Genomic DNA, 21,416 nt, shown 5'->3' with positions numbered 1-21,416 from the left:
CCGCTCGGGCCGTTCCGGGACTGTCCGGATCGGGTCTAGCCTCCGCGTATGTGGACCCGTCGGCATTCCCACGTGGCGCCGGCCTCCCCCGAGGAGAGTCCGATCGCGCGCCGCTACCGCTTCGTGCTGAGGATGACCGGCGATGACGTCGTGCGAGACGTCCACCGCGCCGGAGTCACCGCGCTCGACGACGGGGACCGGCAGGTCCTGCTGACGACGATCCAGACCCAGCTCATGTCCGGGGCGCGCCTCGGAGTGGACCGCGCCGACGAGATCTCACGGCTGGCGCTCCTCGGTGAGCGGCGCCGGGCCGGGTCGGTCATCGCCCACCTGCCCGCCGACGTCCTCGACCGGCTCGCGACCTCGGTCGTGCGCGCGAGCGAGAGGTCGGGGCTGCTCGAGGGCTACGACGAGTGGGACGGCGCCGACCCGGTGGTGGCCGAGGAGGCCGACAGTGGCTATCGCTCGGGCTTCGACACGGTCCGCCACTACGACATCGTCCAGGGCCGCGCCGAGGGCGGGTTCAGCACCTGACCGGCACGTGCTGCCGCCCCCGACCGGGTGGCCCGACTGACCATTGCCCGGGCACTCGGGCCTGCCCTAGCGTCAAGGGGATCAGCATCGGCGTCGCCGACCCACAACGGAGTGGATGATCATGACGAGAACGCAGACCCCTCGCGCACGCACCAGCGCCCTGCGGCTGACCGCCCTGGCAGCCGCCGTCGCACTCACGACCGCCCTCGTCCCGCAGATCGCGACCGCGGCACCGTCCGCCGACGCCTGCACCGACCGGGCCAACAACACCTACCAGAAGCTTCTCGAGTGCGTCACCGTCGAGGGTGTGCACGACCACCTGGAGGCGCTGCAGAAGATCGCCGACAACAGCACCGACCCGGTCTATCCCGGGACGCGGGCGGCGGGCACCGACGGCTACGACGACAGCGTCGACTATGTCGCGGGGCTGCTGCGCGACGCCGGCTACGAGGTCACCCTCGACCCGGTCGACATCACCTTCAACTTCCCCGCCGTGCTGCGCCAGCTCACCCCGGTCCAGGCCGAGTACGAGACCGGCGTCTTCACCGGCAGCGGCTCCGGCACCGTGGAGCAGGGCACGGTCCACGCCATCGACTTCAACCTCGACAAGGGTGAGGACGCCGTGTCCACGAGCGGCTGCGAGGCGGCTGACTTCGCGGGCCTCGACTGGAGCGGTGACGACGACATCGCCCTCGTCCAGCGTGGCACCTGCTTCTTCGGCACCAAGGCGTACTACGCGGAGCAGGCCGGCGCCGAGGCCGTCATCATCATGAACCAGGGCAACACGCCCGGCCGCGAGGCACTCATCGTCGCCGACGGGACGAGCATCGACGAGCCCATTCCTGGCGCGCCCGGGCCCATCACGCACGGCATTCCGGTCGTGGGCGCGAGCTTCGCGGACGGCGTCGCCCTCTCGGCACCCGGCTCGACGGCATACGTGCAGGTGCTTCCCTCGGAGACGCGCAGTGACTACAACGTCATCGCCGAGCTGCCGGGCAAGAACACGAACAACGTCGTCATGGCCGGCGCCCACCTCGACAGCGTCATCGAGGGACCCGGCATCAACGACAACGGCTCCGGCTCCGCCGCACTGCTCGAGACCGCGCTCATGATGGCCAACCTGACCCCGGAGAACACGATCCGCTTCGCCTGGTGGGCCGCCGAGGAGCAGGGCCTCGTCGGGTCGGCCGACTACGTCGCCGGTCTCTCGGCCGCCGAACGCGACCGGATCGCCCTCTACATGAACTACGACATGGTCGGCTCGCCCAACTACATCTTCATGGTCTACGACGCCGACGAGTCGACGTTCGAGGCGCCGGTCCCCGTGCCGGCCGGGTCGGAGGCCATCGAGGACGTCTACGAGTCGTACTACACGAAGGTGGGCGAGCCCTATGAGGACACTGAGTTCTCGGGTCGCAGCGACTACGAGGCGTTCATCCTCGCCGGGATCCCCTCGAGCGGTCTCTTCACCGGCGCCGAGGGCATCAAGACCGAGGAGCAGGAGGCCATCTGGGGTGGCACGGCGGGCGAGCAGTACGACCCGTGCTACCACGAGTCCTGCGACACGATCGCGAACTTGGACATGCACGCGCTCGAGGTCAACAGCGACCTCATCGCGTTCGCGATGCTGACGTTCACCTACTCCACCGAGTCGGTCAACGGTGTGCCCGGCAAGAAGGTCCCCGGACCGGCCTTCACCCTGCCGGCGCCCGCCGGACCGGAGGGCACCTTCGCCGGTGAGGACGGAGGCCTCGGCCACAGTCACGGCGGCTGAACCCCTCCACGACGGCTGAACCCAGTCGTCACGACGGCCCCCGGCGACACGCGCGCCGGGGGCCGTCCACGTCACGATCCCGTCGTCAGCGGCCCCGCCGCGAGTCCGCCGCAGCGACAGCAGCGTTCGTCGCCGCCATCGCCGCCGTGGCGAGCCCGAAGGCCTGCCATGCGTCGAGCAGGGCGAGGGTCGAGGCGACGACCGCCGCGAAGGTCACCGTGCCCGGCACGACGGCGAGCGTCCCCCGCAGCAGCGCCCGCGCCGCTCGCGCCCCTCCCCCGCGGTGGGTCGCCGGCGTCACGATGCAGATGACGAGGGGAAGCGACGCGAGCACGCCGGCGAGCGAGGCACCGAGCACCGGTGCGCACGCGGCGAGCAGGGCGACGAGTGCGCCGGTGAGCACCGCCCGCCCGGCGAGGGCGCCCGTATTCGGCGTCTCACCCGACGTGCCGGGGGCAAACGTCACGACCTCGGGGCGCCAGGCAAGCAGGACCCCCAGCGCGACGATCCCGACGACTGCCGGCGCCGGCCACGGCAGCCGTTCGGCCACGGCCGCGACGGTCCCGGCCAGCACGGTGACGAACGCGACGGCGAGCAGCAGCGAGCCGGCGCGCGAGAGACGAAGGGAGCAGACGGCATACAGGGCGGTGAAGCCGACGACCATGAGCTGGCCCGCGGTGACGCCCTGCGCCGCGGTGACGGCGGTCGGCACACCGTCGGCGAGCAGGAGGACGGCGAGGAAGGGGCCGGACGTCAGCGGGAGCCCGACAAGGCGACCGGAGAGGCCCGGGCCGAGACGGGCCTGGAGCCAGCCGGCGAGGAGGACCGTGAGGGGTGGGAGGACGAGCCGGACGACGAGACTTTCCATGCTCTGGACGTTTCCACGATGCGCGCCACGGTTGGCTCGTACTTCGTCAGGCGTCGGGCAACTGCGTCGCGCATTCTGCGGCGGACAGCATGTTCGCCCGAGGATCCTGCGAGACTGGCCCCATGGACGCCATCGACCGCTCGCTCCTCCGCCTGCTCCACACCGACGCCCGCGCGACGTACCACGACCTCGGCAAGGCGGTCCGGCTCTCGGCCAACACGGTCTCCGAGAGGGTCCGCCGGCTGCGGACGAGTGGTGTCGTGCGGGGCTACCGCGCCGAGCTCGACCCGGCCGCGCTCGGCCGACAGCTCGTCATGGTCACCGACGTGCGGCTCAGCGAGGGCATCGACCGCCATGCCTTCGAGAGCGGGCTGGACGCCATCCCCCAGGTCGTCGCCGGCAGCCGGCTCACCGGCGAGTACGACTTCCAGCTGCGGGTCGTCTGCATCGACGCGACCGAGTTCGAGGGCGTCGTCGACACCCTCAAGCGCAACCACGGGGTGCGCGAGTGCCGCAGCCGGCTCGTGCTCCACGACCTCGCGCTCGACGAGAGCCGGCTGCTCGACCTCTGACCGTCATTTTCCGTCCACCCGTGGGGGACCTTTTCCCCTGACGCCCCGACCCGCGACCCGGTGCGATCGCGACCTCCCGGCCTGACGGACCGTCCCGGACACGGCGAGGGGGACGGTCCCGAAGGACCGTCCCCCTCTGTGCCTCACCCGTCAGGACGGGTGAGCGAGCCGCTCAGACCAGGTCGAAGCGGTCGGCGTCCATGACCTTGACCCACGCGGCGACGAAGTCGTGCACGAACTTCTCGCGCGCGTCCTCGCTGGCGTAGACCTCGCAGAGAGCCCGCAGCTGCGAGTTCGAGCCGAAGACGAGGTCGACGGCGGTCGCCGTCCAGCGCACGTCGCCGCTGGCGAGGTCGCGGATCTCGTAGACGTTCTCGGCATCCTGCGACGCCTTCCACTGCGTACCCGGGGCGAGCAGGTTGCGGAAGAAGTCGTTGGTGAGGACGCCCGGCTTGTCGGTGAGCACGCCGTGAGCGACGCCACCGTGGTTGTTGCCAAGGGCCCGCAGTCCGCCGACGAGCACCGTCATCTCGGGCGCGGTGAGGCCGAGCATGTAGGCGCGGTCGAGGAGGAGCACCTCGGGCTGGAGCTTCTCCCCCTCGCGGATGTAGTTGCGGAAGCCGTCGGCCCGCGGCTCGAGCACCCGGAAGGACTCGACGTCGGTCTGCTCCTGCGTCGCGTCGGTGCGTCCGGCGTGGAACGGGACGGTGACCTCGACACCGGCGTCCTTCGCTGCCTTCTCGACGGCAGCGGAGCCGGCGAGCACGATGAGATCGGCGAGCGACACCTGCGCGCCGCCGCGGCCGTTGAACTCGGACCGCACGCCCTCGAGCGCCTCGAGGACCGGCGCGATCCGTTCCGGGTCGTTGGCAGCCCAGCCGCGCTGCGGCTCGAGGTTGATCCGCGCACCGTTGGCGCCACCGCGCTTGTCGGTGGTGCGGAAGCTCGCGGCCGAGGCCCACGCAGTCCAGACGAGGTCGGCGGTGTCGATGCCGGCGCCGAGCACGGCCTCCTTGAGCGCGGCGACGTCCGCGTCACCGATGAGGTCGCCCTCGACGGCGGGCACGGGGTCCTGCCACAGCTGCGGCTCCGCGACCCACGGGCCGAGGTAGCGGGAGACCGGACCCATGTCACGGTGGAGCAGCTTGTACCAGGCCTTGGCGAAGGCGAGGCGGAACTCCTCGGGGTTCTCGAGGAAGCGGCGCGAGATCTTCTCGTACTCCGGGTCCATGCGCAGCGCGAGGTCGGAGGTGAGCATCGTCGGGCGGTGCTTGGTGTCGGCGTCGAAGGCGTCCGGGATGATCCGGTCCTCCGTCTTGGCGACCCACTGCTTGGCGCCGGCCGGGCTCTCGCTGAGCTCCCACTCGTATCCGAAGAGGATCTCGAAGAAGCGGTTGCTCCACTGCGTCGGGCGGTCGGTCCACGTCACCTCGAGGCCCGAGGTCATGGCGTCCGTGCCCTTGCCGCTGCCGGCGCTGCTGCGCCAGCCCAGGCCCTGCTCCTCGAGCGGGGCGCCCTCGGGCTCGGGACCGATGAGGTCCGGGTCGCCCTTGCCGTGGGTCTTGCCGAAGGTGTGGCCACCGGCGATGAGCGCGACGGTCTCCTCGTCGTTCATCGCCATGCGGGCGAAGGTGTCGCGGATGTCGCGCGCCGACGCCACCGGGTCCGGGTTGCCGTTCGGACCCTCGGGGTTGACGTAGATGAGACCCATCTGGACGGCACCGAGCTGCTCGTTGAGCTCACGCTCTCCGGCGTAGCGCTCGTCCCCGAGCCAGGTGTCCTCGGGGCCCCAAAAGATCTCCTCGGGCTCCCAGACGTCCTCGCGACCGAAGGCGAAGCCGAAGGTCTCGAAGCCCATGTCCTCGAGCGCGACGTTGCCGGCGAGGACGAGCAGGTCGGCCCACGAGATCTGCTGGCCGTACTTCTGCTTGACCGGCCACAGCAGGCGGCGGGCCTTGTCGAGGTTCGCGTTGTCGGGCCAGCTGTTGAGCGGGGCGAAGCGCTGCCCGCCGTCACCCGCGCCGCCGCGGCCGTCGTAGATGCGGTAGGTGCCCGCGGCGTGCCAGCTCATGCGGATCATGAGGCCGCCGTAGTGGCCGAAGTCGGCGGGCCACCAGTCCTGCGAGGTGTGCAGGACCTCGGTGATGTCGCGCTTGACCGCCTCGACGTCGAGGGTCGAGACCGCCTTGGCGTAGTCGAAGTCGGGGGCGAGCGGGTTGCCCTTGGACGAGTGGGCGTGCAGCACGGAGAGGTCGAGCTGGTTGGGCCACCAGTCCTTGATGCCGTGCGGACGTCCGCCGGTCTTCGGGGTCGGCGAGTCGATCGCCGGGTTCTCGCTCTCACTGCCCTGAGCCGTGACGGAGTCGTGCATCACGGGGCATCCACCCTCGGCCTTCCGGTCCACCCCCTGGGGGCTCGCGGGGGTCGGGTCGGCCTGGCTGTCGGTCATCGTGCTTCCTTCCGGCTTGTCACTTCGGTGGGTCTGGTCGGTCGGTGGAACGGGTGGGTTCGCCGGTCCGGTGGGTGGCCGGCACGAGCGTCAGGTGGCTAGGGCGGCGCAGGCGCTGCACGTGCCCCAGTAGACGACCTCGGCCTCGTCGACCACGAAACCGTGGCCGCCCGGGGCGGTGAGGCAGGGGGCGTGACCGACGGCGCACTCGACGTCGACGATGTCACCACACGAACGGCATACGGCGTGGTGGTGGTTGTCGCCGACGCGCGCCTCGTAGCGGGCGTTCGAGCCGGCCGGCTGGATGCGGCGGACGAGGCCGGCGGAGGTGAGCGCCCTGAGGACGTCGTAGACGGCCTGGTGCGAGACCGAGCCGTGCTTCTCGCGGACGCGACCGATGATCGTGTCGGTGTCGAGGTGCGGTTCGTCGCCGAGCACCTCGAGGACCGCGAGACGGGGCCGGGTCACGCGCAGCGAGGCCTGCTGCAGCTCGATCCTCGGGTCCGTCGTCACGCCTGCAGCATCACGCACTTTCTGGAACAAGTCAAGATTGGCCTGTGGCCGGACAGGCGAGCCGTCAGACCGCTCAGGCGCTGACGAGCTCCTCGATCCGGGCGAGGGTGCGCTCCATGTTGCGCCGCGTCGTCCCCGCCATGCGCCGGACCACCGGGCGGCCCGGCCACGCCTCGGTGCCGAGGTCCCAGGTCTCGCGCACGAGGGTTCCCCCCTCGACCGGCTCGAGCTCGTAGCGCCAGGTGCGCCCGGTGAAGAGCAGCGTCAGCGGGAAGGGCGCGAGCGTGCGCCATGCGATGCGCTCGTTCTCGACGAGCTCGACGACCTCGTTGCGGGTCGAGTACCTCGCGCCGAGCTTCATGTCCATGCCGAAGGAGTCGCCCAGGCGCAGCCGGCGCCCGCCGGAGCGCGCCCGCCGGACGGTCCCCGACCCGTCGATGTCGAGGTGGCGCGCCGGGTCGACGAGGAGGTCGAAGATCTGGTCGGCCGGTGCGGGCACGAGGCGTTCGACGCTCACTCGGTCGCGGTTCGTCATGGCGCACAGGCTACGTGCGTGCCCTGTCGCCGGGTCGCGCGGTCAGGCCGGGCGGCCCGAGGCGGGCTGTCGGCCGCGTGGCGCCGACGGCGCTCGACCCGCCGGCTCTCCGCTCGGCGACACAGGGTGACGACGAAGGCCCCGGTCCGCTGTGCGGTCCGGGGCCTTCGTCTCTCTGGTGGGCGATACTGGGTTTGAACCAGTGACCTCTTCCGTGTCAAGGAAGCGCGCTACCACTGCGCCAATCGCCCGTGAGGGGTACTACTCGAGGTGGAGACGGGATTTGAACCCGTGTAAACGGCTTTGCAGGCCGCTGCCTCGCCTCTCGGCCACTCCACCATTGAGGGGTGGCTAACCCTCCGAGCGGATGACCGGGTTCGAACCGGCGACCTCAACCTTGGCAAGGTTGCGCTCTACCAACTGAGCTACATCCGCGCGACGCCCGAAGTTTCCTTCCTGCGTGCGGAGAGAAACTTAACTGATTCCGAGCGCGAACTCCAAACCGGCTCGGTCAGCGCCCGGAGCCGACCCTGATCCGCGGGATGACGAGGGTCTCGTCGTCGTTGATCGGGGTGAGCGGACGCCTCGCGGCCTCCCGTATGCCGTCCAGCTCCAGGTCGTCGTCGACCTCCCCCTCGCCGGTCCGACCGTCCTCGTCGAGGCCCTCCCCCGCACCGCCGTCGGCGGTGCGGACGGACGTGGCTCGGCGCTCGCGGCGACGGAGCCGGCCCACGACCCGCTCGCGCAGCCCCCGCTCGTCCGCCGACGGCCAGAGGTTGCGGATGGCGGCATTGAGGGCGGCCCCGATGAGCACCGCGATGGCGAGCATGTAGAGCCAGATGAGCAGGACGATCGGAGCGCTGAGCGGGCCGTAGATCGAGGTGCCGTCGAGCGAGGCCGCGATCGACCCGCGCACGACGAACGACGCGACGACCCAGATGAGGAGCGTGAGCACGGCTCCGGGCACGTCGTGCGTCCACGGGCTCCGGACGGGCGTGGACACGTGGTACAGGCTCGTGAACGTCGCGATGACGAGCAGCGAGACGACCGGCCAGTAGAGCAGGGTGAGGGCGTCCAGGCGCTCCGGCAGGAACTGCCCGAGCAGCGTCGGGCCGATGAGGACCAGCGGGATGGTGACGATCCCCACGACGAGGGCCACGACGTAGAGGGAGAAGCTCAGCACCCGGGTCGGCACGATGCCGCGCACCCCCGACTGCCCGTACATGATCGAGACGGTGTCGACGAGGACGTTGAGGGCGCGCGACCCCGACCACAGCGACAGCACGAATCCGACCGAGATGAGGTCGAAGCGGCCCGACGTGAAGACGTCGTCCACCGTCGGCGTCAACGTCGTGGAGATGACGTCGGTCGTGAGGAACCTGCCGGCGAACTCGGTGATGCCGTTGCGCACCGTCTCGACCGTGTCGGTGCCGAGCCAGCGGCCGACGTAGCCGACCCCGCCGAAGAGCCCGAGGACGAGCGGCGGCAGCGAGAGCAGGGCGAAGAAGCCGGCCTCGGAGGCCAGCCCGGTGACGCGGTAGCGCAGGCAGATCCGGATCGTCTCCACCGTGAGCCGCGCCAGCGCCTCCAGGGCAGGGAACCGCGCCAGCCAGCGCCGTAGGCGTCGCTTCGCGTCGGTCACCCGATCACGCTAGCCGCCCACGGTGCACGCCCGGGCCCTGACACGGTGCGGCGGCGGACACGAGCCGATCACGACGAGCCGAGCCCACCGGTAGCGCCTGGGGCGGCTAGCGTTCGGGCCGTGCGCACCTCCGACGTCGTCAACCAAGTGCCGGACTTCACCGGGCACGACCTCTTCACGACCGATGCCGTCGCCGTCGAGGCGGTGCAGCGGTGGGGCGACCCGGACGACGTCGCCGGGCTCACCGAGCTCGGTGTGCTCGCCGGCAGCGCCGAGGTCCAGCGCTGGGCCGACGACGCGCACCGCGACACCCCGCGCCTGCGGACCCACGACCGCACCGGGCGCCGCGTCGACGAGGTCGACTACACCCGCAGGTACCACGACCTCATGCGCGTCGCCGTCGGCCACGGGCTCACTGCCGAGGCGTGGACCCGGCCGGAGGGCAGCGGCGCACACCTGCGCCGGGCCGTGGGCTTCGTCACGTGGTCCCGCGCCGAGGCGGGTCACCTCTGCCCCGTGTCGATGACGTATGCCGCGGCGCCGGCCCTGCGTGCGGCACCCACCCTCGCGGACCGGTGGGTCCCGCTGCTCGCGTCGCGTGACTACGACCCGGTGCTGCGGCCGGTCGCCGAGCGGCGCAGCGCCATCGCCGGGATGGGGATGACCGAGAAGCAGGGCGGCTCCGACGTGCGCGCCAACGTCACTCGGGCCGTCCCCGTGCCGGACGGTCCCGTCGAGGGTGGCGAAACCTACCGCCTCACCGGCCACAAGTGGTTCTTCTCGGCGCCGATGAGTGACGTGTTCCTCGTGCTGGCCACGACGCCGGCGGGCGTCACGTGCTTCCTCGTGCCTTGCGTGCTCGACGACGGCACCCGCAACCCACTGCGGCTGCAGCGGCTCAAGGACAAGCTCGGCAACCGCTCCAACGCGTCGTCCGAGGTGGAGCTCGACGAGGCCTTGGCGGTGCGCGTCGGCGACGAGGGCCGCGGGATCCGGACCATCCTCGACATGGTGTCGTCGACCCGGCTCGACTGCGTCCTCGGCTCCACCGCGACGATGCGCGAGTCGGTCGTGCGCGCCGTCCACCACGCCCGGCACCGCTCGGCGTTCGGCGCGCTCCTCGTCGACCAGCCACTCATGCGCAACGTGCTCGCCGACCTCGCGCTCGAGGTGGAGGCGGCCGAGGTGCTCGGGCTGCGGATGGCGCACGCCGTGGACACCGGCGAGACCGAGCTGGCGCGGCTCGGCGTGGCCTTGGGCAAGTTCTGGGTGTGCAAGCGGACCCCCGCCGTCGTCGCCGAGGCGCTCGAGTGCCTCGGCGGCGCCGGCTACGTCGAGGAGAACGGCCTCGCCCGCCTCTACCGCGAGGCGCCGCTCAACTCCATCTGGGAGGGGTCGGGCAACGTCGGCGCGCTCGACGTCCTCCGGGCGATGACGCGCGAGCCCGCGACGGTCGCCGCCCTCGACAAGGAGCTGTCCGGGGCCCGCGGGCACGACCGCCGGCTCGACCGCGCCATCGACGGGGTGCCCGCACTCGTTGCGGCCGCCGCGAGCGAGGCCGGGCCGTGGCATGCGCGCCGCATCGTCGGGCACCTGGCCGTGACCCTCCAGGCGGCACTGCTGACCCAGCACTCGCCCGCCTCCGTGTCCGAGACGTTCGTCGCGTCCCGGCTGGAGCCGGGTGGTCATGGCACGACGTTCGGCTCGCTTGACGACGTCGGCGCGGCGGACGTGACGAGCATCCTCGAACGCGCCTTCGCCTGACGTCGGGCGCGAGCCTCCCCGCTCAGGGCATGAGCGAGAGCCGCCGCTTCTCCGCCTCGACGTCGAAGTCGGCCTTCGGCCACTGCGGGTCAAGTGTCTCCAGGTGCTCGAGGACGAGGTTCGTCACGGCGAGCCGGGCGTACCACTTGCGGTCGGCGGGCACCACGAACCACGGCGCCACGTCGGTCGAGCACTTCTCGATCGCGGCCTGGTAGGCCTCCTGGTAGTCCGCCCAGTGAGCCCGCTCGTCGAGGTCGCCCGGGTTGAACTTCCAGTGCTTGTCCGGTCGCTCCAGCCGCTCGGTGAGCCGCTCCTTCTGCTCGTCACTCGAGATGTGGAGCAGGACCTTGATGATCGTCGTCCCGGACTCGGCGACCGTGGCCTCGAAGTCGTTGATCTGCGCATAGCGGCGCGACCACTGGCTCTGCGGCACGAGGTCGTGGACCCTCACGATGAGCACGTCCTCGTAGTGCGAGCGGTCGAAGACCCCGATGTCGCCGGGGACGGGCAGCGCCTTGCGGATGCGCCAGAGGAACGGGTGCTTCTTCTCCTCGTCCGTCGGTGCCTTGAACGACGTGATCTCGACGCCCTGCGGGTCGAACGCCCCGACGACGTGGCGCATGATCCCGCCCTTGCCCGACGTGTCCATGCCTTGGATGAGCAGGAGGACCGAGCGGGTGCCGCCGCCGCGCGACTCCGCGTAGAGCCGCTCCTGGAGGTTTGCCAGCCGGTCCCCGAGACCGGCGAGCGCCTCCTCACCGGCGGCCTTGTCGCCGTCGAACCCGGGTGTCGACCGCGGGTCGATCGCTGCGAGGTCGAAGCCCTCCCCTGCCCTGAGGGCGTCGCGGTATGCCGTGGACGTGGTCGCGCTCTTCGCCATCCCCGCATCCTGTCAGCCGCCGACCTCGTGGGGGCGGCGCGAGGTGACAGACTTCCGGCGTGCGCCTCCTCCTCGAGACCGGCTCCACCGGTGACGTGCCCGGTCCGGTCGACGACGACGCCCTCGCGCGGCTCTACGCGTGGCCCGACGACGGAGGGGTCCGCGCCAACTTCGTGTCGACGCTCGACGGCTCCGGCGTCGGCGGTGACGGCCGCAGCGGCTCGATCAACACCGAGGCCGACGGCCGTGTCTTCCACCTCCAGCGCGAGCTCGCCGACTGCGTCCTCGTCGGCGCGGGTACGGCACGTGCGGAGGGCTACCGGCCCGGTGCGACCCCGATCTTCGTCGTGAGCGGACACGGCCGGCTCCCCGAGTCGCTCGCCTCCGGCGACGGCGAGGTCGTTCTCGTCACCTGCGCCGCTTCAGGCCGCGACGCGGCCGACGACGTGTGGGTGCTCGGCGAGGAGAGCGTCGACCTCGCCGCCCTCGTCGGCCGCCTCCGAGACACCGGTATGCCGTCCGTCCTCACCGAGGGCGGTCCGAGCCTCTTCCACGACCTGCTCGACGCAGGGCTCGTCGACGAGGTGGCGCTGACGTTCGCGCCACGCATCGTCGGAGGTGACCACACCCGGATCGTCGCCGGTGCCGGGCTCGGCGGTCCGTCGGGGCTGGACGCCGAGCTGCGCCACCTCGTCGAGGAGGATGGCACCCTCCTCGGCCTCTGGCACCTCCCCCGTGCCTAACTCACCAATTCCTCCCGTTCCGCACGGTGCTTTGTGTGCCGAACGGGAGGAATTGGTGAGTTGTGCACGGGACCTGCAGGCTGAAGGACCCTGCCTACCTTGAGAACCCTGCGGACTCTGCAGGGCGGTTGGCGGGTCAGTCGGAGGCGAGGAGCTCCAGAGCGCGGAGGCGGTTGTCGAGGCCGGGGGCGGCGTTGGTGACCATGAGCTCGTCGGCGTGGGCGTGCTCGGCGAAGCGGCCAAGGTAGTCGCGCACCGAGGCGAGGTCACCGACGGCCGAGTAGGTCATCATGTGCCGGGCCTGCATCCCCACGGGCGAGTCGATGAGCTCGTCGACGGCAGCGTCGTCGAGCCGACCGGCATACGCCGGCACGCGCGAGGCGAGCGAACGCACGCGCGAGCGGAGCGCCGAGGCGGCCAGGGCCTCGGCGTGCTCCTGCTCGTCGGCGACGACGACGTTGAGCGCGGCGATGGCATAGGGCTCGGCGAGCTGCTCCGAGGGGCGGAACTCGCGCCGGTAGACCTCGACGGCCTGGACGAGCGCGTCCGGGGCGAAGTGGCTCGCGAAGGCGTAGGGCAGGCCGAGGCGCGCCGCGAGCTGTGCACCGAAGAGCGAGCTGCCCAGGATGTAGAGGGGCACCTTGGTCCCGCGCCCGGGAATGGCGTTGATGCTCGGGACGAGGCTCTCGTCGGAGAGGTAGCCCTGGAGCTCGAGCACGTCGTCGGGGAAATGCTCCGAGGCCCGCGGGTCGGCCCGCAGGGCACGCATCGTCACCTGGTCCGTGCCGGGAGCCCGTCCGAGACCGAGGTCGATCCGGCCCGGGTGCAGCTCGGCGAGCGTGCCGAACTGTTGGGCGATGACGAGCGGTGAGTGGTTGGGCAGCATGACGCCGCCCGAACCGACGCGGATCCGCTCGGTCCGGGCAGCGACATGCGCGAGCAGGACCGCGGTCGCCGCCGACGCGATCGAGGGCATGTTGTGGTGCTCGGCGAACCAGAGCCGCTCGAAGGTGCCGAGTGAGTCCGCCTTCTGCGCCAGCACCGTGCTCGCCTCGAGCGCCTCACCGATGGGCTGGTCGCGCCCGACGGTGGCGAGGTCGAGCAACGACAGCCGCGGTCCTGCGGGGCTCACGCGGAGACCGCCACGCGGCTGTCCTCGGTGGCCGTCGTGGAGTGCGCGGCCAGCGGGGCGGCCTCGTCCTCGTCGAGCTCGAGCCGCCGGTCGGCCCCACCGAAGGTGTTGGCGTCGTAGACGGACTGGTCGAGCAGGCCGTTGCGCTTGGCGACGATCGTCGGCACGAGGGCCTGGCCGGCGACGTTGGTCGCGGTGCGGATCATGTCGATGATCGGGTCGATCGCGAGCAGCAGCCCGACGCCCTCGAGCGGGAGCCCGAGCGTCGACAGCGTGAGCGTGAGCATGACGACCGCACCGGTGAGACCGGCCGTGGCCGCGGAGCCGACGATCGAGACGAAGGCGATGAGCAGGTAGTCGGTGATGCCGAGGTCGACGCCGAAGAGCTGGGCGACGGTGATCGCGGCCAGCGCAGGGTAGATCGCGGCGCAGCCGTCCATCTTCGTCGTCGCGCCGATCGGCACGGCGAACGAGGCGTAGTCCCGCGAGACGCCGAGGTTGTGGGTGACGACGCGCTGGGTCAGCGGCAGGGTGCCGATCGAGCTGCGCGAGACGAAGCCGAACTGGATCGCGGGCCATGCACCGGCGAAGAACCGCACCGGGTTGAGTCCGTTGGCGCGCGCCACGACCGGATAGATGACGAGCAGCACGATGGCGCAGCCGAGGTAGACGTCGGCCGTGAAGATCGCGAGCGGACCGAGCAGGTCCCACCCGTAGTTGGCGACAGCCGAGCCGATGAGCGCGGCGGTGCCGACGGGCGACAGCTTGATGACCCACCAGACGAGCTTGCTGAAGATCTCGAGCGCGCTGCGGGTCAGCTCGACGAAGGGGTCGGCCTTGGCGCCGACGGCGAGGGCCGCGGCGCCGATGGCGATGCCGAGGATGACGAGCTGAAGGATGTTGAACGACGGGCTCGAGCTGAGCGCGCCACCCTCCTCGGCCGAGGTCGAGACCTCGAGCCCGAGGAAGTTCCCCGGCACGATCGAGGTGAGGAAGTCGAGCCAGCTGCCGGTCTTGCTCGGCGCCTCACCGGCGGCGGTGTCGAGGGTGGCGTTGGCGCCCGGGTTCGTCACGAGCCCGAGGGTGATGCCGACGACGACGGACGCGGCCGCGGTGACGGCGAACCAGACGAGGGTCTCGCCGGCGAGCCGCGCGGCGTTGGTCACCTGACGCAGGTTGGCGATCGAGACGATGATCGCGGTGAGCACGAGCGGGACGACGATGACCTTGAGCAGCTGGACGAAGATGCCGCCGACGGTCTTGAGCGTCTCGGCGAGCCAGGGCTGGTCGAACGAACGGGCGATCAACCCGAGGACGACACCGGCCACGAGGCCGACGAAGACCTGGGCCCAGAAGGGGATGCGTCGTCGCGGGGCGGCGCCGCGCGCGGAGGAACCGGCCGCGGGCGCGACGGGGTCAGGGGTGGTGCTGGACATGACGGACTCCTGAGGAGAAGGGGACGTGGAGGGCGGAGGCGGTCAGCCGCGACAGCGGTCGCTGGCGTCCAGCCTCAGGTCCACGTGCAGACGCCGCCACAGGGCAGGAGTCATCGTCGGGGTGCACACAGGGGCGGCAACCGGGTAGGCGCCGGGGCTATTCCCGACACGCCGAGAGTGCGCGTGAACCCACGCGAACCCACCGTGAGTCAGCGCACGAAGTCGCCGACGACGCGCTCCCACCGCTGCGGGTCGGTGTTCCACTCCTTGCAGTGCCGGGCGACCTGCCACTCCTCGAAGGTCACGAGGTCGGGCCGGTGCTGTGCGAGCGCGCGCGACGGACCCACGGGCACGAACTCGTCCTCGGCCGAGTGGATGAGCAGCATCGGGTGGCGCAGCTCGCCCGCGCGGCTCACCCAGTCGGTGCGAGCCACGTCGACCGACTCGTGCACCCCGACGAACCGCTTGCCCCAGCCGCGCCCCATCATCGAGCGCGACAGGGTTCCCACCCCCTTGGGCAGCCGGTGCAGGCGGGCGTGGTGGTCGAGGACGTCGCCCCAGTCGATGACCGGGCCGTCGAGCACGACTCTCGAGACGACGTCGGCCATCGGCGAGCGGTCGAGGAACTGGAGCACGATCGCCCCACCCATCGACCAGCCCACGAGGACGACCTCCTCGGCACCGGACCGGACGGCATACTCGACCGCCGCCTCGAGGTCGCGCCACTCCGAGAGCCCGAGGTTGTAGCGGCCGTCGGGTCCGGCGGGAACGTCCTCGTCGTTGCGGTAGGTCGGGACGAGCGAGGTCCACCCGGCGGCGTGCAGCGCCGGCAGTGCGCGCAACGTCTCCTGGCGCTGGGCGCCGCGGCCATGGACGCACACCGCCCACCTGCTCCCCCGCCCCTCGGGGGACGGGACGAGCCACGCCGGCATCCGGCCGAGCTCACCGGGGAAGTCGACCGACTCGGTGCGCAGGCCGAGCGCCTGCTCGGGTGTGCCGGCGTAGTAGTAGCCGTCGAAGCGGGCACCTCCGGTCCGCAGCTCGCCGTGGTCGGTGCCGTGGACCTCACGCTCGACGGTGCCGGCCGCCGGGTCGGTTGCGGTGATGTCGCCCATGCGCACGTGCCCCGCGCCGCCGTCGAGCCAGAGACCGTAGCGACCCGGCACGACGGTCTCGTCGGTCGCGGTCAGCAGGACCCGCCCGTCGCGGAGCTCGAGGATCTCGGTGTCGTCCGGTCGCTGCCGCTCGGGGGTGAGCACGCGACGGGCGAAGTATGCCGCCGCGGCCAGCGAGCCGGCCGCGCTCGCGAGCGTCGTCGTCGCCCCCACCGCTGCTGCCGCCACTGCCGCGCGACGCACACCGCGGGACTCAGCCATCGAGCACGTCGGCGAGGTCGTAGGACACCGGCTCCTCGAGCTGGGCGTAGGTGCACGACTCCGGCTCGCGGTCCTCGCGCCACCGGACGAACTGCGCGGTATGCCGGAACCGCACGCCTTCCATGTGGTCGTAGCGGACCTCGACGACGCGCTCGGGCCGGAGCGGCGTGAAGGACAGGTCCTTGCCTGCGGCCCACCGCGACTGCGCCGCGTTCTGCGGGGTGCGCGTGCCCTCCTCCTGCTTGGCCCACGCCCAGGGGTGGTCGTCGAAGTCGGTGACGAGCGGCTGGAGCTCCTTGAAGAGCTCCTTGCGCCGGGCCATGGGGAACGCCCCGATGACCCCGACGCTCGCGAGCGTGCCCTCGTCGTCGTAGAGCCCGAGCAGCAGTGAGCCGATGAGGTCGTCGCCGCTCTTGTGGGTGCGGTAGCCGGCGACGACACAGTCGGCGGTGCGCTCGTGCTTGAACTTGTGCATCGTGCGCTTGTCGGGCTCGTAGGTGCCGTCGAGCGGCTTGACCATGACGCCGTCGAGCCCGGCGCCTTCGAACTGCTCGAACCACTTCCGTGCCTCGTCGGGGTCGCGGGTGGCCCGGGTGAGGTGGATGGGCGCCTCGACCGAGGCGAACGCCTTCTCGAGCTCGGCCCGCCGCACCGAGAAGGGCTCGCCCATGAGGTCGCGCTCCCCCAGCGCGAGCAGGTCGAACGCCACGAAGCGCGCGGGCGTCTCGGCCGCGAGCTTCTTGACGCGGCTCGCCGCCGGGTGGATGCGCTGCTGGAGCAGGTCGAAGTCGAGCCGGTCCTCGCCCGGCCGGACGAGGATGATCTCGCCGTCGACGACGCACCTGTCGGGGAAGTTGGCGAGCACCGCCTCGACGACGTCGGGGAAGTAACGGGTCATCGGCTTCTCGTTGCGGCTGCCGATCTCGACCCGGTCGCCGGAGCGGTAGATGATCGACCGGAAGCCGTCCCACTTGGGCTCGTAGCTCACGTCGCCCTCGACGAGCTTCTTCGACGGCTTGGCGAGCATGGGCGGGATCGGCGGGACGACCGGCATCCCCCACTGCTCGCGCAGTTCGGCGTCACGCTCGGCCTTGGGCTTCATGTAGTCCTCGTCGGCGCGGTCGGTGCGCCGCTTGCTCGGCTGCACCCGCGGCGGCTCGCCGGGCATCTTGGGGTAGTCCGGCGGGAAGTTGAGCTCGCCGAGCCCGCGCTCGACGTCGGCGTCCCAGAGCGCGAGCGCCGGGGTGATGTCGCCGACCGACTCCCCCATCCGCTCCCAGGCGTCGCCGCGGTCGGCGAGGACCCCCGGCACCGTCCGGACCGTGAAGTCGGAGGGCGTGACCGAGGACAGCTCCTCCCACGTCACCGGCATCGACACGGGGGCGCCGGGCAGCGGGCGCGGGCTGTAGGCGGAGGCGATGGTGCGGTCGCGGCAGGCCTGGTTGAAGTCGACGAAGACGCGCTCGCCGCGCTCCTCCTTCCACCAGCTCGTCGTCACGAGGTCGGGCAGGCGGCGCTCGAGCTCGCGCGCGATGCCGATGACGCCGTGGCGTACGTCGAGGAACTCGTGGGTCGGCCTCACCCGGGCGAAGACGTGGACGCCGCGGTTGCCGGAGGTCTTGGCCCAGCCGGTGAGTCCCAGCTCGCTGAGCACCTCGCGCAGCGCGAACGCCGCCTCGACGGCGTCCTCGAACGAGCGACCCGGCTGCGGGTCGAGGTCGATCCGCAGCTCGTCGGGGTTGTCGTTGTCGGCGGTGCGGACCGGCCACGGGTGGAAGGTCACGGTGTTCATCTGCACCGCCCAGGCGGCCGCCGCGACCTCGTCGACGACGAGCTGGTCGTGACGCCGCCCCGACGGGTAGCGACAGGAGACGGTGCGGATCCAGTCGGGCATGCCCTTGGGCGGGTTCTTCTGGTAGAACTCCTCGCCCTCGATCCCCTCGGGGAAGCGCTGGAGCGTCACCGGCCGGTCACCGATCGCCCGGACGAGCGGCTCCCCCACCGCGACGACGTATGCCGCAAGGTCGCCCTTGGTGATCCCCTCGCCGGGCCACATGAGGCGGTCCGGGCTGGAGAGCCGCACCTCGCGCGCCCCGTCCGGTCCGTCGATCTCCAGCGTCGTGGCACCCGTCATGGGCACACCCTAGTGACGCCGCACGACAGCGCAGCGGAAGCCGCGGCGACCCGGGCTGACCGGGGCCGTCCATGTCCCCGGCCACCCCCCGAACGTGCGCCACCGCCGCCGCACCGTTCGTCGCCCGCACGCTCGTCGGCGCCACCCGCTGCTCACCGCAGCACCGGCCTCGGCCGCGTCCGCGACCGCACGAGGCCCCCGGGAACGTTCCCGAGGGTCTCGTGGTTGGCTCATGACATGGAGCCTTCGAACCGCACGTATGCCGTCACCAAGACCGATGAGGAGTGGCGCTCCGAGCTGAGCCCCGAGGAGTACGCCGTGCTGCGCCAGGCGGGCACCGAGCGTCCCTACACGGGTGAGTACACCGACGCCAAGACCGAGGGCGTCTACTCCTGTCGCGCCTGCGGTGCCGAGCTCTTCACCTCCGAGACCAAGTTCGACAGCCACTGCGGCTGGCCGTCCTTCTACTCCCCGCTCGCCGGCGACTCGGTCGAGTACCTCGAGGACAGCTCGCTGCCGGGTCGCCCGCGCACCGAGGTCCGCTGCGCCTCCTGCGGCAGCCACCTCGGGCACGTCTTCGAGGGCGAGGGCTACGACACCCCGACCGACCAGCGGTTCTGCATGAACAGCATCGCCCTCAACCTCCGCCCCGCCGGCGGCGAGGGCGACAAGGCCTGACCCACAGGTCGCCGCGGCCAGCGGCGCACGAACTGACGAGGGGCGCACCCATGGGTGCGCCCCTCGTCACGTTCTGCGCCGCTCGGTCCGACGCGCAGGCCGGCGCGCCCACACCAGGTGTCAGCGCTGGCGGGAGATGAGGTCGGCGACCTCGACGCGCGGGCCGGTGAAGAACGGCACCTCCTCGCGCACGTGCAACCGGGCCCGCGACGCACGCAGCTCGCGCATGAGGTCGACGATGCGGTGCAGCTCGTCGGCCTCGAAGGCCAGCACCCACTCGTAGTCGCCGAGGGCGAACGAGGCGATGGTGTTGGCCCGCACGTCGGGGTAGTCGCGTGCCATCTGCCCGTGCTCGCGCAGCATGTCGCGGCGCTCGGCGTCCTCGAGGAGGTACCACTCGTAGGACCGCACGAACGGGTAGACGCAGACGTAGTCGCGCGGCTCCTCGCCCGCGAGGAACGCCGGGATGTGGCTCTTGTTGAACTCCGCCGGCCGGTGCAGGGCAGCGTTGGACCACACCGACGACAGGTGCGCGCCGAACGACGTCTGCAGCAGCCGGTGGTAGGCGTCCTGGAGGTCCTCGATCCGCTCGGCGTGCCACCACACCATGAGGTCCGCGTCGCCGCGCAGACCGGCGACGTCGTAGAAGCCGCGCACGACGACGTCGCGCGACTCGAGCTCGGCCACGAGCTCCTCGACCTCGGCGGCCATCGCCGCGCGGTCCCCGTCGCCCAGCCGCTCGGTGACCTCGAAGACCGACCACATCGTGTAGCGGATCGTCTCGTTGATCTCGCGCATGCGCGCGGGGGTGGGCTTGCTCGGGGCGGGACGGCCGGACGGGGTGCTCATGCGCTCATTCTCCCGCGCGGTCCCCGAGCGCCCGGAGGTGGGTCAGGACGACGTCGGCCGCGAGGTGCGCCGACCCGACGACCGCCGGGATGCCGACGCCGTCGTAGGCCGCTCCCGCCACGGCGAGACCGGGCACCCGCGCCACGTCAGCGCGCACCTGCTCGATGCGGTCGACATGCCCGACGGCGTACTGCGGCAGCCCGCCGCCCCAGCGCTGGACGTGGCTGTCGAGGATGCGCAGGGGCCCCGACCCGACCGCCTCGGCGATCTCGAGTGCGGCGAGCGCGACGAGGTCGGCGTCGTCCCGCTGCAGCGTCGCGTTCTCGCCCGCTCGCCCCACGGACGCCCGCACGTATGCCGTGTCGGCCCCTTCCGCGGCCAGCCACCCCCACTTGGCGGAGCTGAAGGTGCTGGCCTTGATGCCGCGGCCGTCGACGGGTGGCACGAGGAAGCCCGACCCCGCCCACGACGCGACCTGCTCGGCAGGCACCGCGAGCGTGATGACACCGACCGACGCCACCTCGACCGCGCCGAGCTCGTCGGCCGCACCCGGCGCGTGCGGTCGCAGGAGCCGCGCGGCGGCGACCGGCGGCACGGCGACGACCACCGCGTCGGCCTCGACGAGGCGGGGCTCGGTCGTCGGGCCGGTGAGCACCGACCACCTCGACGACGTCCGCTCGACACCGCGGGCGATGACCCCCGTCTCGACGAGTCCCCCGCGACCGACGACGTCGTCGGCGAGCAGCTCGGGCAGCCTCCCCACGCCGCCGCGCAGCCCGACGAACGCCGGGCGGGCCTGCCCCACCTGCGGGTCGACCGGTGGCGACGCCAGCAGCGACCCGCGCTCCCGCGCGGTGGTCCAGACGGCCGGCATCGTCGCGCGCAGGGACAGCTCACGGGACCGGCCGGCATACACACCGCCGAGGAGCGGCTCCACGAGGCGGTCGACGACGGCGTCACCGAGCCGTGCCGCGACGTAGTCGCCCACCGACACGTCGCTGCCCACCTCGGGTGCCGGCGACTCCGCGTGCATCCTCGCCGCCTCGGCCTCGGTGAGGAGCCCCTTCACGTCGGAGTCGGCGAAGGGGATGCCGATCCGGGTTCGCGGCAACGGGTGCAGCTCGCCACGCGACCAGACACGAGCCGAGGTGGTCGCGGGTGCGACGACGTCGGCGGGGTCCGCCACCTCGTCGAGGAGCGCCACGGCCTCGGGCCGGACGGCGAGCATCGACTCGGCGCCGACGTCGACGAGGTGGCCCCCGATCGACTCGCGGCGGAGCTTGCCCCCGACGCGGTCGGAGGCGTCGAGGACGACCACCCGGGTTCCCGGCCGGGCCACGAGGACGTCGCGCGCCGCGGTGAGCCCGGCGACTCCCCCTCCGATGACGACGACGGTGCGGGACGAGGGGTCTCGGCGCTCGGCGGTCACCTCGCCACTCTCTCAGAGGCCGTCACCGCATCGTGACCCGAGTGTGTGGAACCGGTGACCCCGTCGGAGGAGTCTCACCATCGACAGGCCCACCGCAGGGGGTGGGCG

The 21,416-nt window shown here is 71.7% G+C and carries 18 protein-coding genes and 3 tRNA genes; 6 read left to right on the top strand and 15 right to left on the bottom strand.

Annotated elements, in window-relative coordinates; genetic code table 11:
• Positions 1–48 precede the first annotated feature (48 nt).
• Positions 49–534, top strand: coding sequence for a hypothetical protein (locus tag ACOJV7_RS16550; RefSeq protein WP_420191326.1), 486 nt, complete (start codon positions 49–51; stop codon positions 532–534).
• A gap of 121 nt (positions 535–655) precedes the next feature.
• On the top strand, positions 656–2,308 hold the full coding sequence (locus tag ACOJV7_RS16545) for a M20/M25/M40 family metallo-hydrolase (RefSeq protein ID WP_420191325.1): 1,653 nt from the start codon (positions 656–658) through the stop codon (positions 2,306–2,308).
• A gap of 85 nt (positions 2,309–2,393) precedes the next feature.
• On the opposite strand, the gene ACOJV7_RS16540 is transcribed toward ACOJV7_RS16545, so the two are convergent.
• On the bottom strand, positions 2,394–3,176 hold the full coding sequence (locus ACOJV7_RS16540; protein WP_420191324.1) for a hypothetical protein: 783 nt from the start codon (positions 3,174–3,176) through the stop codon (positions 2,394–2,396).
• Positions 3,177–3,298: 122 nt separating this feature from the next.
• On the opposite strand from ACOJV7_RS16540, the gene ACOJV7_RS16535 reads away from it, so the two are divergent.
• Complete coding sequence (locus tag ACOJV7_RS16535; RefSeq protein WP_420191323.1) at positions 3,299–3,748, top strand: Lrp/AsnC family transcriptional regulator; 450 nt, start codon at positions 3,299–3,301, stop codon at positions 3,746–3,748.
• 172 nt (positions 3,749–3,920) lie between these two features.
• Here the strand turns inward: ACOJV7_RS16535 and katG are convergent, their stop codons facing one another.
• The 7 genes from katG to ACOJV7_RS16500 all read right to left on the bottom strand — a co-directional run bounded on the left by katG (position 3,921) and on the right by ACOJV7_RS16500 (position 8,887).
• Positions 3,921–6,197: a catalase/peroxidase HPI gene (gene katG / locus ACOJV7_RS16530; RefSeq protein WP_420191322.1), complete on the bottom strand. Its 2,277-nt coding sequence runs from the start codon at positions 6,195–6,197 to the stop codon at positions 3,921–3,923.
• A gap of 90 nt (positions 6,198–6,287) precedes the next feature.
• The gene (locus ACOJV7_RS16525) at positions 6,288–6,710 is read right to left on the bottom strand and encodes a Fur family transcriptional regulator (RefSeq protein ID WP_420191321.1); all 423 of its coding nucleotides are present in this window, start codon (positions 6,708–6,710) and stop codon (positions 6,288–6,290) included.
• A gap of 73 nt (positions 6,711–6,783) precedes the next feature.
• Positions 6,784–7,245, bottom strand: coding sequence for an SRPBCC family protein (locus tag ACOJV7_RS16520; RefSeq protein WP_420191320.1), 462 nt, complete (start codon positions 7,243–7,245; stop codon positions 6,784–6,786).
• 176 nt (positions 7,246–7,421) lie between these two features.
• Positions 7,422–7,496 (bottom strand) — tRNA-Val (locus tag ACOJV7_RS16515).
• A 17-nt stretch (positions 7,497–7,513) separates the two neighbouring features.
• Positions 7,514–7,584: transfer RNA gene (locus ACOJV7_RS16510), tRNA-Cys, on the bottom strand.
• A 23-nt stretch (positions 7,585–7,607) separates the two neighbouring features.
• A tRNA-Gly gene (locus ACOJV7_RS16505) sits at positions 7,608–7,680 on the bottom strand.
• Between the two features lie 76 nt (positions 7,681–7,756).
• Positions 7,757–8,887: a YihY/virulence factor BrkB family protein gene (locus tag ACOJV7_RS16500; protein ID WP_420191319.1), complete on the bottom strand. Its 1,131-nt coding sequence runs from the start codon at positions 8,885–8,887 to the stop codon at positions 7,757–7,759.
• Between the two features lie 120 nt (positions 8,888–9,007).
• Here ACOJV7_RS16500 and ACOJV7_RS16495 point away from each other — a divergent pair, with 120 nt between their 5' ends.
• Positions 9,008–10,651: an acyl-CoA dehydrogenase family protein gene (locus tag ACOJV7_RS16495; RefSeq protein ID WP_420191318.1), complete on the top strand. Its 1,644-nt coding sequence runs from the start codon at positions 9,008–9,010 to the stop codon at positions 10,649–10,651.
• A 22-nt stretch (positions 10,652–10,673) separates the two neighbouring features.
• Here ACOJV7_RS16495 and ACOJV7_RS16490 read toward each other — a convergent pair whose 3' ends face one another.
• Positions 10,674–11,531 (bottom strand): polyphosphate kinase 2 family protein, encoded by an 858-nt coding sequence (locus tag ACOJV7_RS16490; RefSeq protein ID WP_420191317.1) that lies wholly within the window; start codon positions 11,529–11,531, stop codon positions 10,674–10,676.
• A gap of 59 nt (positions 11,532–11,590) precedes the next feature.
• Here ACOJV7_RS16490 and ACOJV7_RS16485 point away from each other — a divergent pair, with 59 nt between their 5' ends.
• The gene (locus ACOJV7_RS16485; protein ID WP_420191316.1) at positions 11,591–12,274 is read left to right on the top strand and encodes a dihydrofolate reductase family protein; all 684 of its coding nucleotides are present in this window, start codon (positions 11,591–11,593) and stop codon (positions 12,272–12,274) included.
• Positions 12,275–12,410: 136 nt separating this feature from the next.
• Here the strand turns inward: ACOJV7_RS16485 and ACOJV7_RS16480 are convergent, their stop codons facing one another.
• The 4 genes from ACOJV7_RS16480 to ACOJV7_RS16465 all read right to left on the bottom strand — a co-directional run bounded on the left by ACOJV7_RS16480 (position 12,411) and on the right by ACOJV7_RS16465 (position 18,352).
• Positions 12,411–13,406 (bottom strand): LLM class flavin-dependent oxidoreductase, encoded by a 996-nt coding sequence (locus ACOJV7_RS16480; RefSeq protein WP_420191315.1) that lies wholly within the window; start codon positions 13,404–13,406, stop codon positions 12,411–12,413.
• Positions 13,403–14,842 (bottom strand): dicarboxylate/amino acid:cation symporter, encoded by a 1,440-nt coding sequence (locus tag ACOJV7_RS16475; protein ID WP_420191314.1) that lies wholly within the window; start codon positions 14,840–14,842, stop codon positions 13,403–13,405. The genes ACOJV7_RS16480 and ACOJV7_RS16475 overlap by 4 nt, the downstream gene beginning before the upstream one ends.
• A gap of 209 nt (positions 14,843–15,051) precedes the next feature.
• Positions 15,052–16,218, bottom strand: coding sequence for an alpha/beta hydrolase family protein (locus ACOJV7_RS16470; RefSeq protein ID WP_420191313.1), 1,167 nt, complete (start codon positions 16,216–16,218; stop codon positions 15,052–15,054).
• Entirely contained in the window at positions 16,211–18,352 is a 2,142-nt protein-coding gene (locus ACOJV7_RS16465; RefSeq protein WP_420191312.1) for an ATP-dependent DNA ligase, read from the bottom strand. The genes ACOJV7_RS16470 and ACOJV7_RS16465 overlap by 8 nt, the downstream gene beginning before the upstream one ends.
• 237 nt (positions 18,353–18,589) lie before the next feature.
• On the opposite strand from ACOJV7_RS16465, the gene msrB reads away from it, so the two are divergent.
• Positions 18,590–19,030, top strand: a complete 441-nt coding sequence (msrB, locus tag ACOJV7_RS16460; protein WP_420191311.1) for a peptide-methionine (R)-S-oxide reductase MsrB — start codon at positions 18,590–18,592, stop codon at positions 19,028–19,030.
• 120 nt (positions 19,031–19,150) lie between these two features.
• Here msrB and hemQ read toward each other — a convergent pair whose 3' ends face one another.
• A complete protein-coding gene (gene hemQ / locus ACOJV7_RS16455; RefSeq protein ID WP_420191310.1) occupies positions 19,151–19,879 on the bottom strand; it encodes a hydrogen peroxide-dependent heme synthase in 729 nt (242 codons plus the stop codon).
• A 4-nt stretch (positions 19,880–19,883) separates the two neighbouring features.
• A complete protein-coding gene (hemG, locus tag ACOJV7_RS16450) occupies positions 19,884–21,308 on the bottom strand; it encodes a protoporphyrinogen oxidase (protein ID WP_420191309.1) in 1,425 nt (474 codons plus the stop codon).
• Between the last annotated feature and the right edge of the window lie 108 nt (positions 21,309–21,416).

The sequence above is a fragment of the Knoellia tibetensis genome (assembly GCF_048606415.1).
GTDB classification, from domain to species: Bacteria; Actinomycetota; Actinomycetes; order Actinomycetales; family Dermatophilaceae; genus Knoellia; species Knoellia tibetensis.
This window is presented reverse-complemented; position numbering and strand designations above follow the sequence as displayed.

Excerpts from the sequence above, each read along its gene's own strand:
- ACOJV7_RS16550 (WP_420191326.1), top strand. The coding sequence starts at position 49 with ATGTGGACCCGTCGGCATTCCCACGTGGCGCCGGCCTCCCCCGAGGAG.
- hemQ (WP_420191310.1), bottom strand. The coding sequence starts at position 19,879 with ATGAGCACCCCGTCCGGCCGTCCCGCCCCGAGCAAGCCCACCCCCGCG.
- msrB (WP_420191311.1), top strand. The coding sequence starts at position 18,590 with ATGGAGCCTTCGAACCGCACGTATGCCGTCACCAAGACCGATGAGGAG.
- ACOJV7_RS16470 (WP_420191313.1), bottom strand. The coding sequence starts at position 16,218 with ATGGCTGAGTCCCGCGGTGTGCGTCGCGCGGCAGTGGCGGCAGCAGCG.
- katG (WP_420191322.1), bottom strand. The coding sequence starts at position 6,197 with ATGACCGACAGCCAGGCCGACCCGACCCCCGCGAGCCCCCAGGGGGTG.
- ACOJV7_RS16465 (WP_420191312.1), bottom strand. The coding sequence starts at position 18,352 with ATGACGGGTGCCACGACGCTGGAGATCGACGGACCGGACGGGGCGCGC.
- ACOJV7_RS16490 (WP_420191317.1), bottom strand. The coding sequence starts at position 11,531 with ATGGCGAAGAGCGCGACCACGTCCACGGCATACCGCGACGCCCTCAGG.
- ACOJV7_RS16540 (WP_420191324.1), bottom strand. The coding sequence starts at position 3,176 with ATGGAAAGTCTCGTCGTCCGGCTCGTCCTCCCACCCCTCACGGTCCTC.
- ACOJV7_RS16535 (WP_420191323.1), top strand. The coding sequence starts at position 3,299 with ATGGACGCCATCGACCGCTCGCTCCTCCGCCTGCTCCACACCGACGCC.
- ACOJV7_RS16475 (WP_420191314.1), bottom strand. The coding sequence starts at position 14,842 with ATGTCCAGCACCACCCCTGACCCCGTCGCGCCCGCGGCCGGTTCCTCC.
- ACOJV7_RS16520 (WP_420191320.1), bottom strand. The coding sequence starts at position 7,245 with ATGACGAACCGCGACCGAGTGAGCGTCGAACGCCTCGTGCCCGCACCG.
- ACOJV7_RS16545 (WP_420191325.1), top strand. The coding sequence starts at position 656 with ATGACGAGAACGCAGACCCCTCGCGCACGCACCAGCGCCCTGCGGCTG.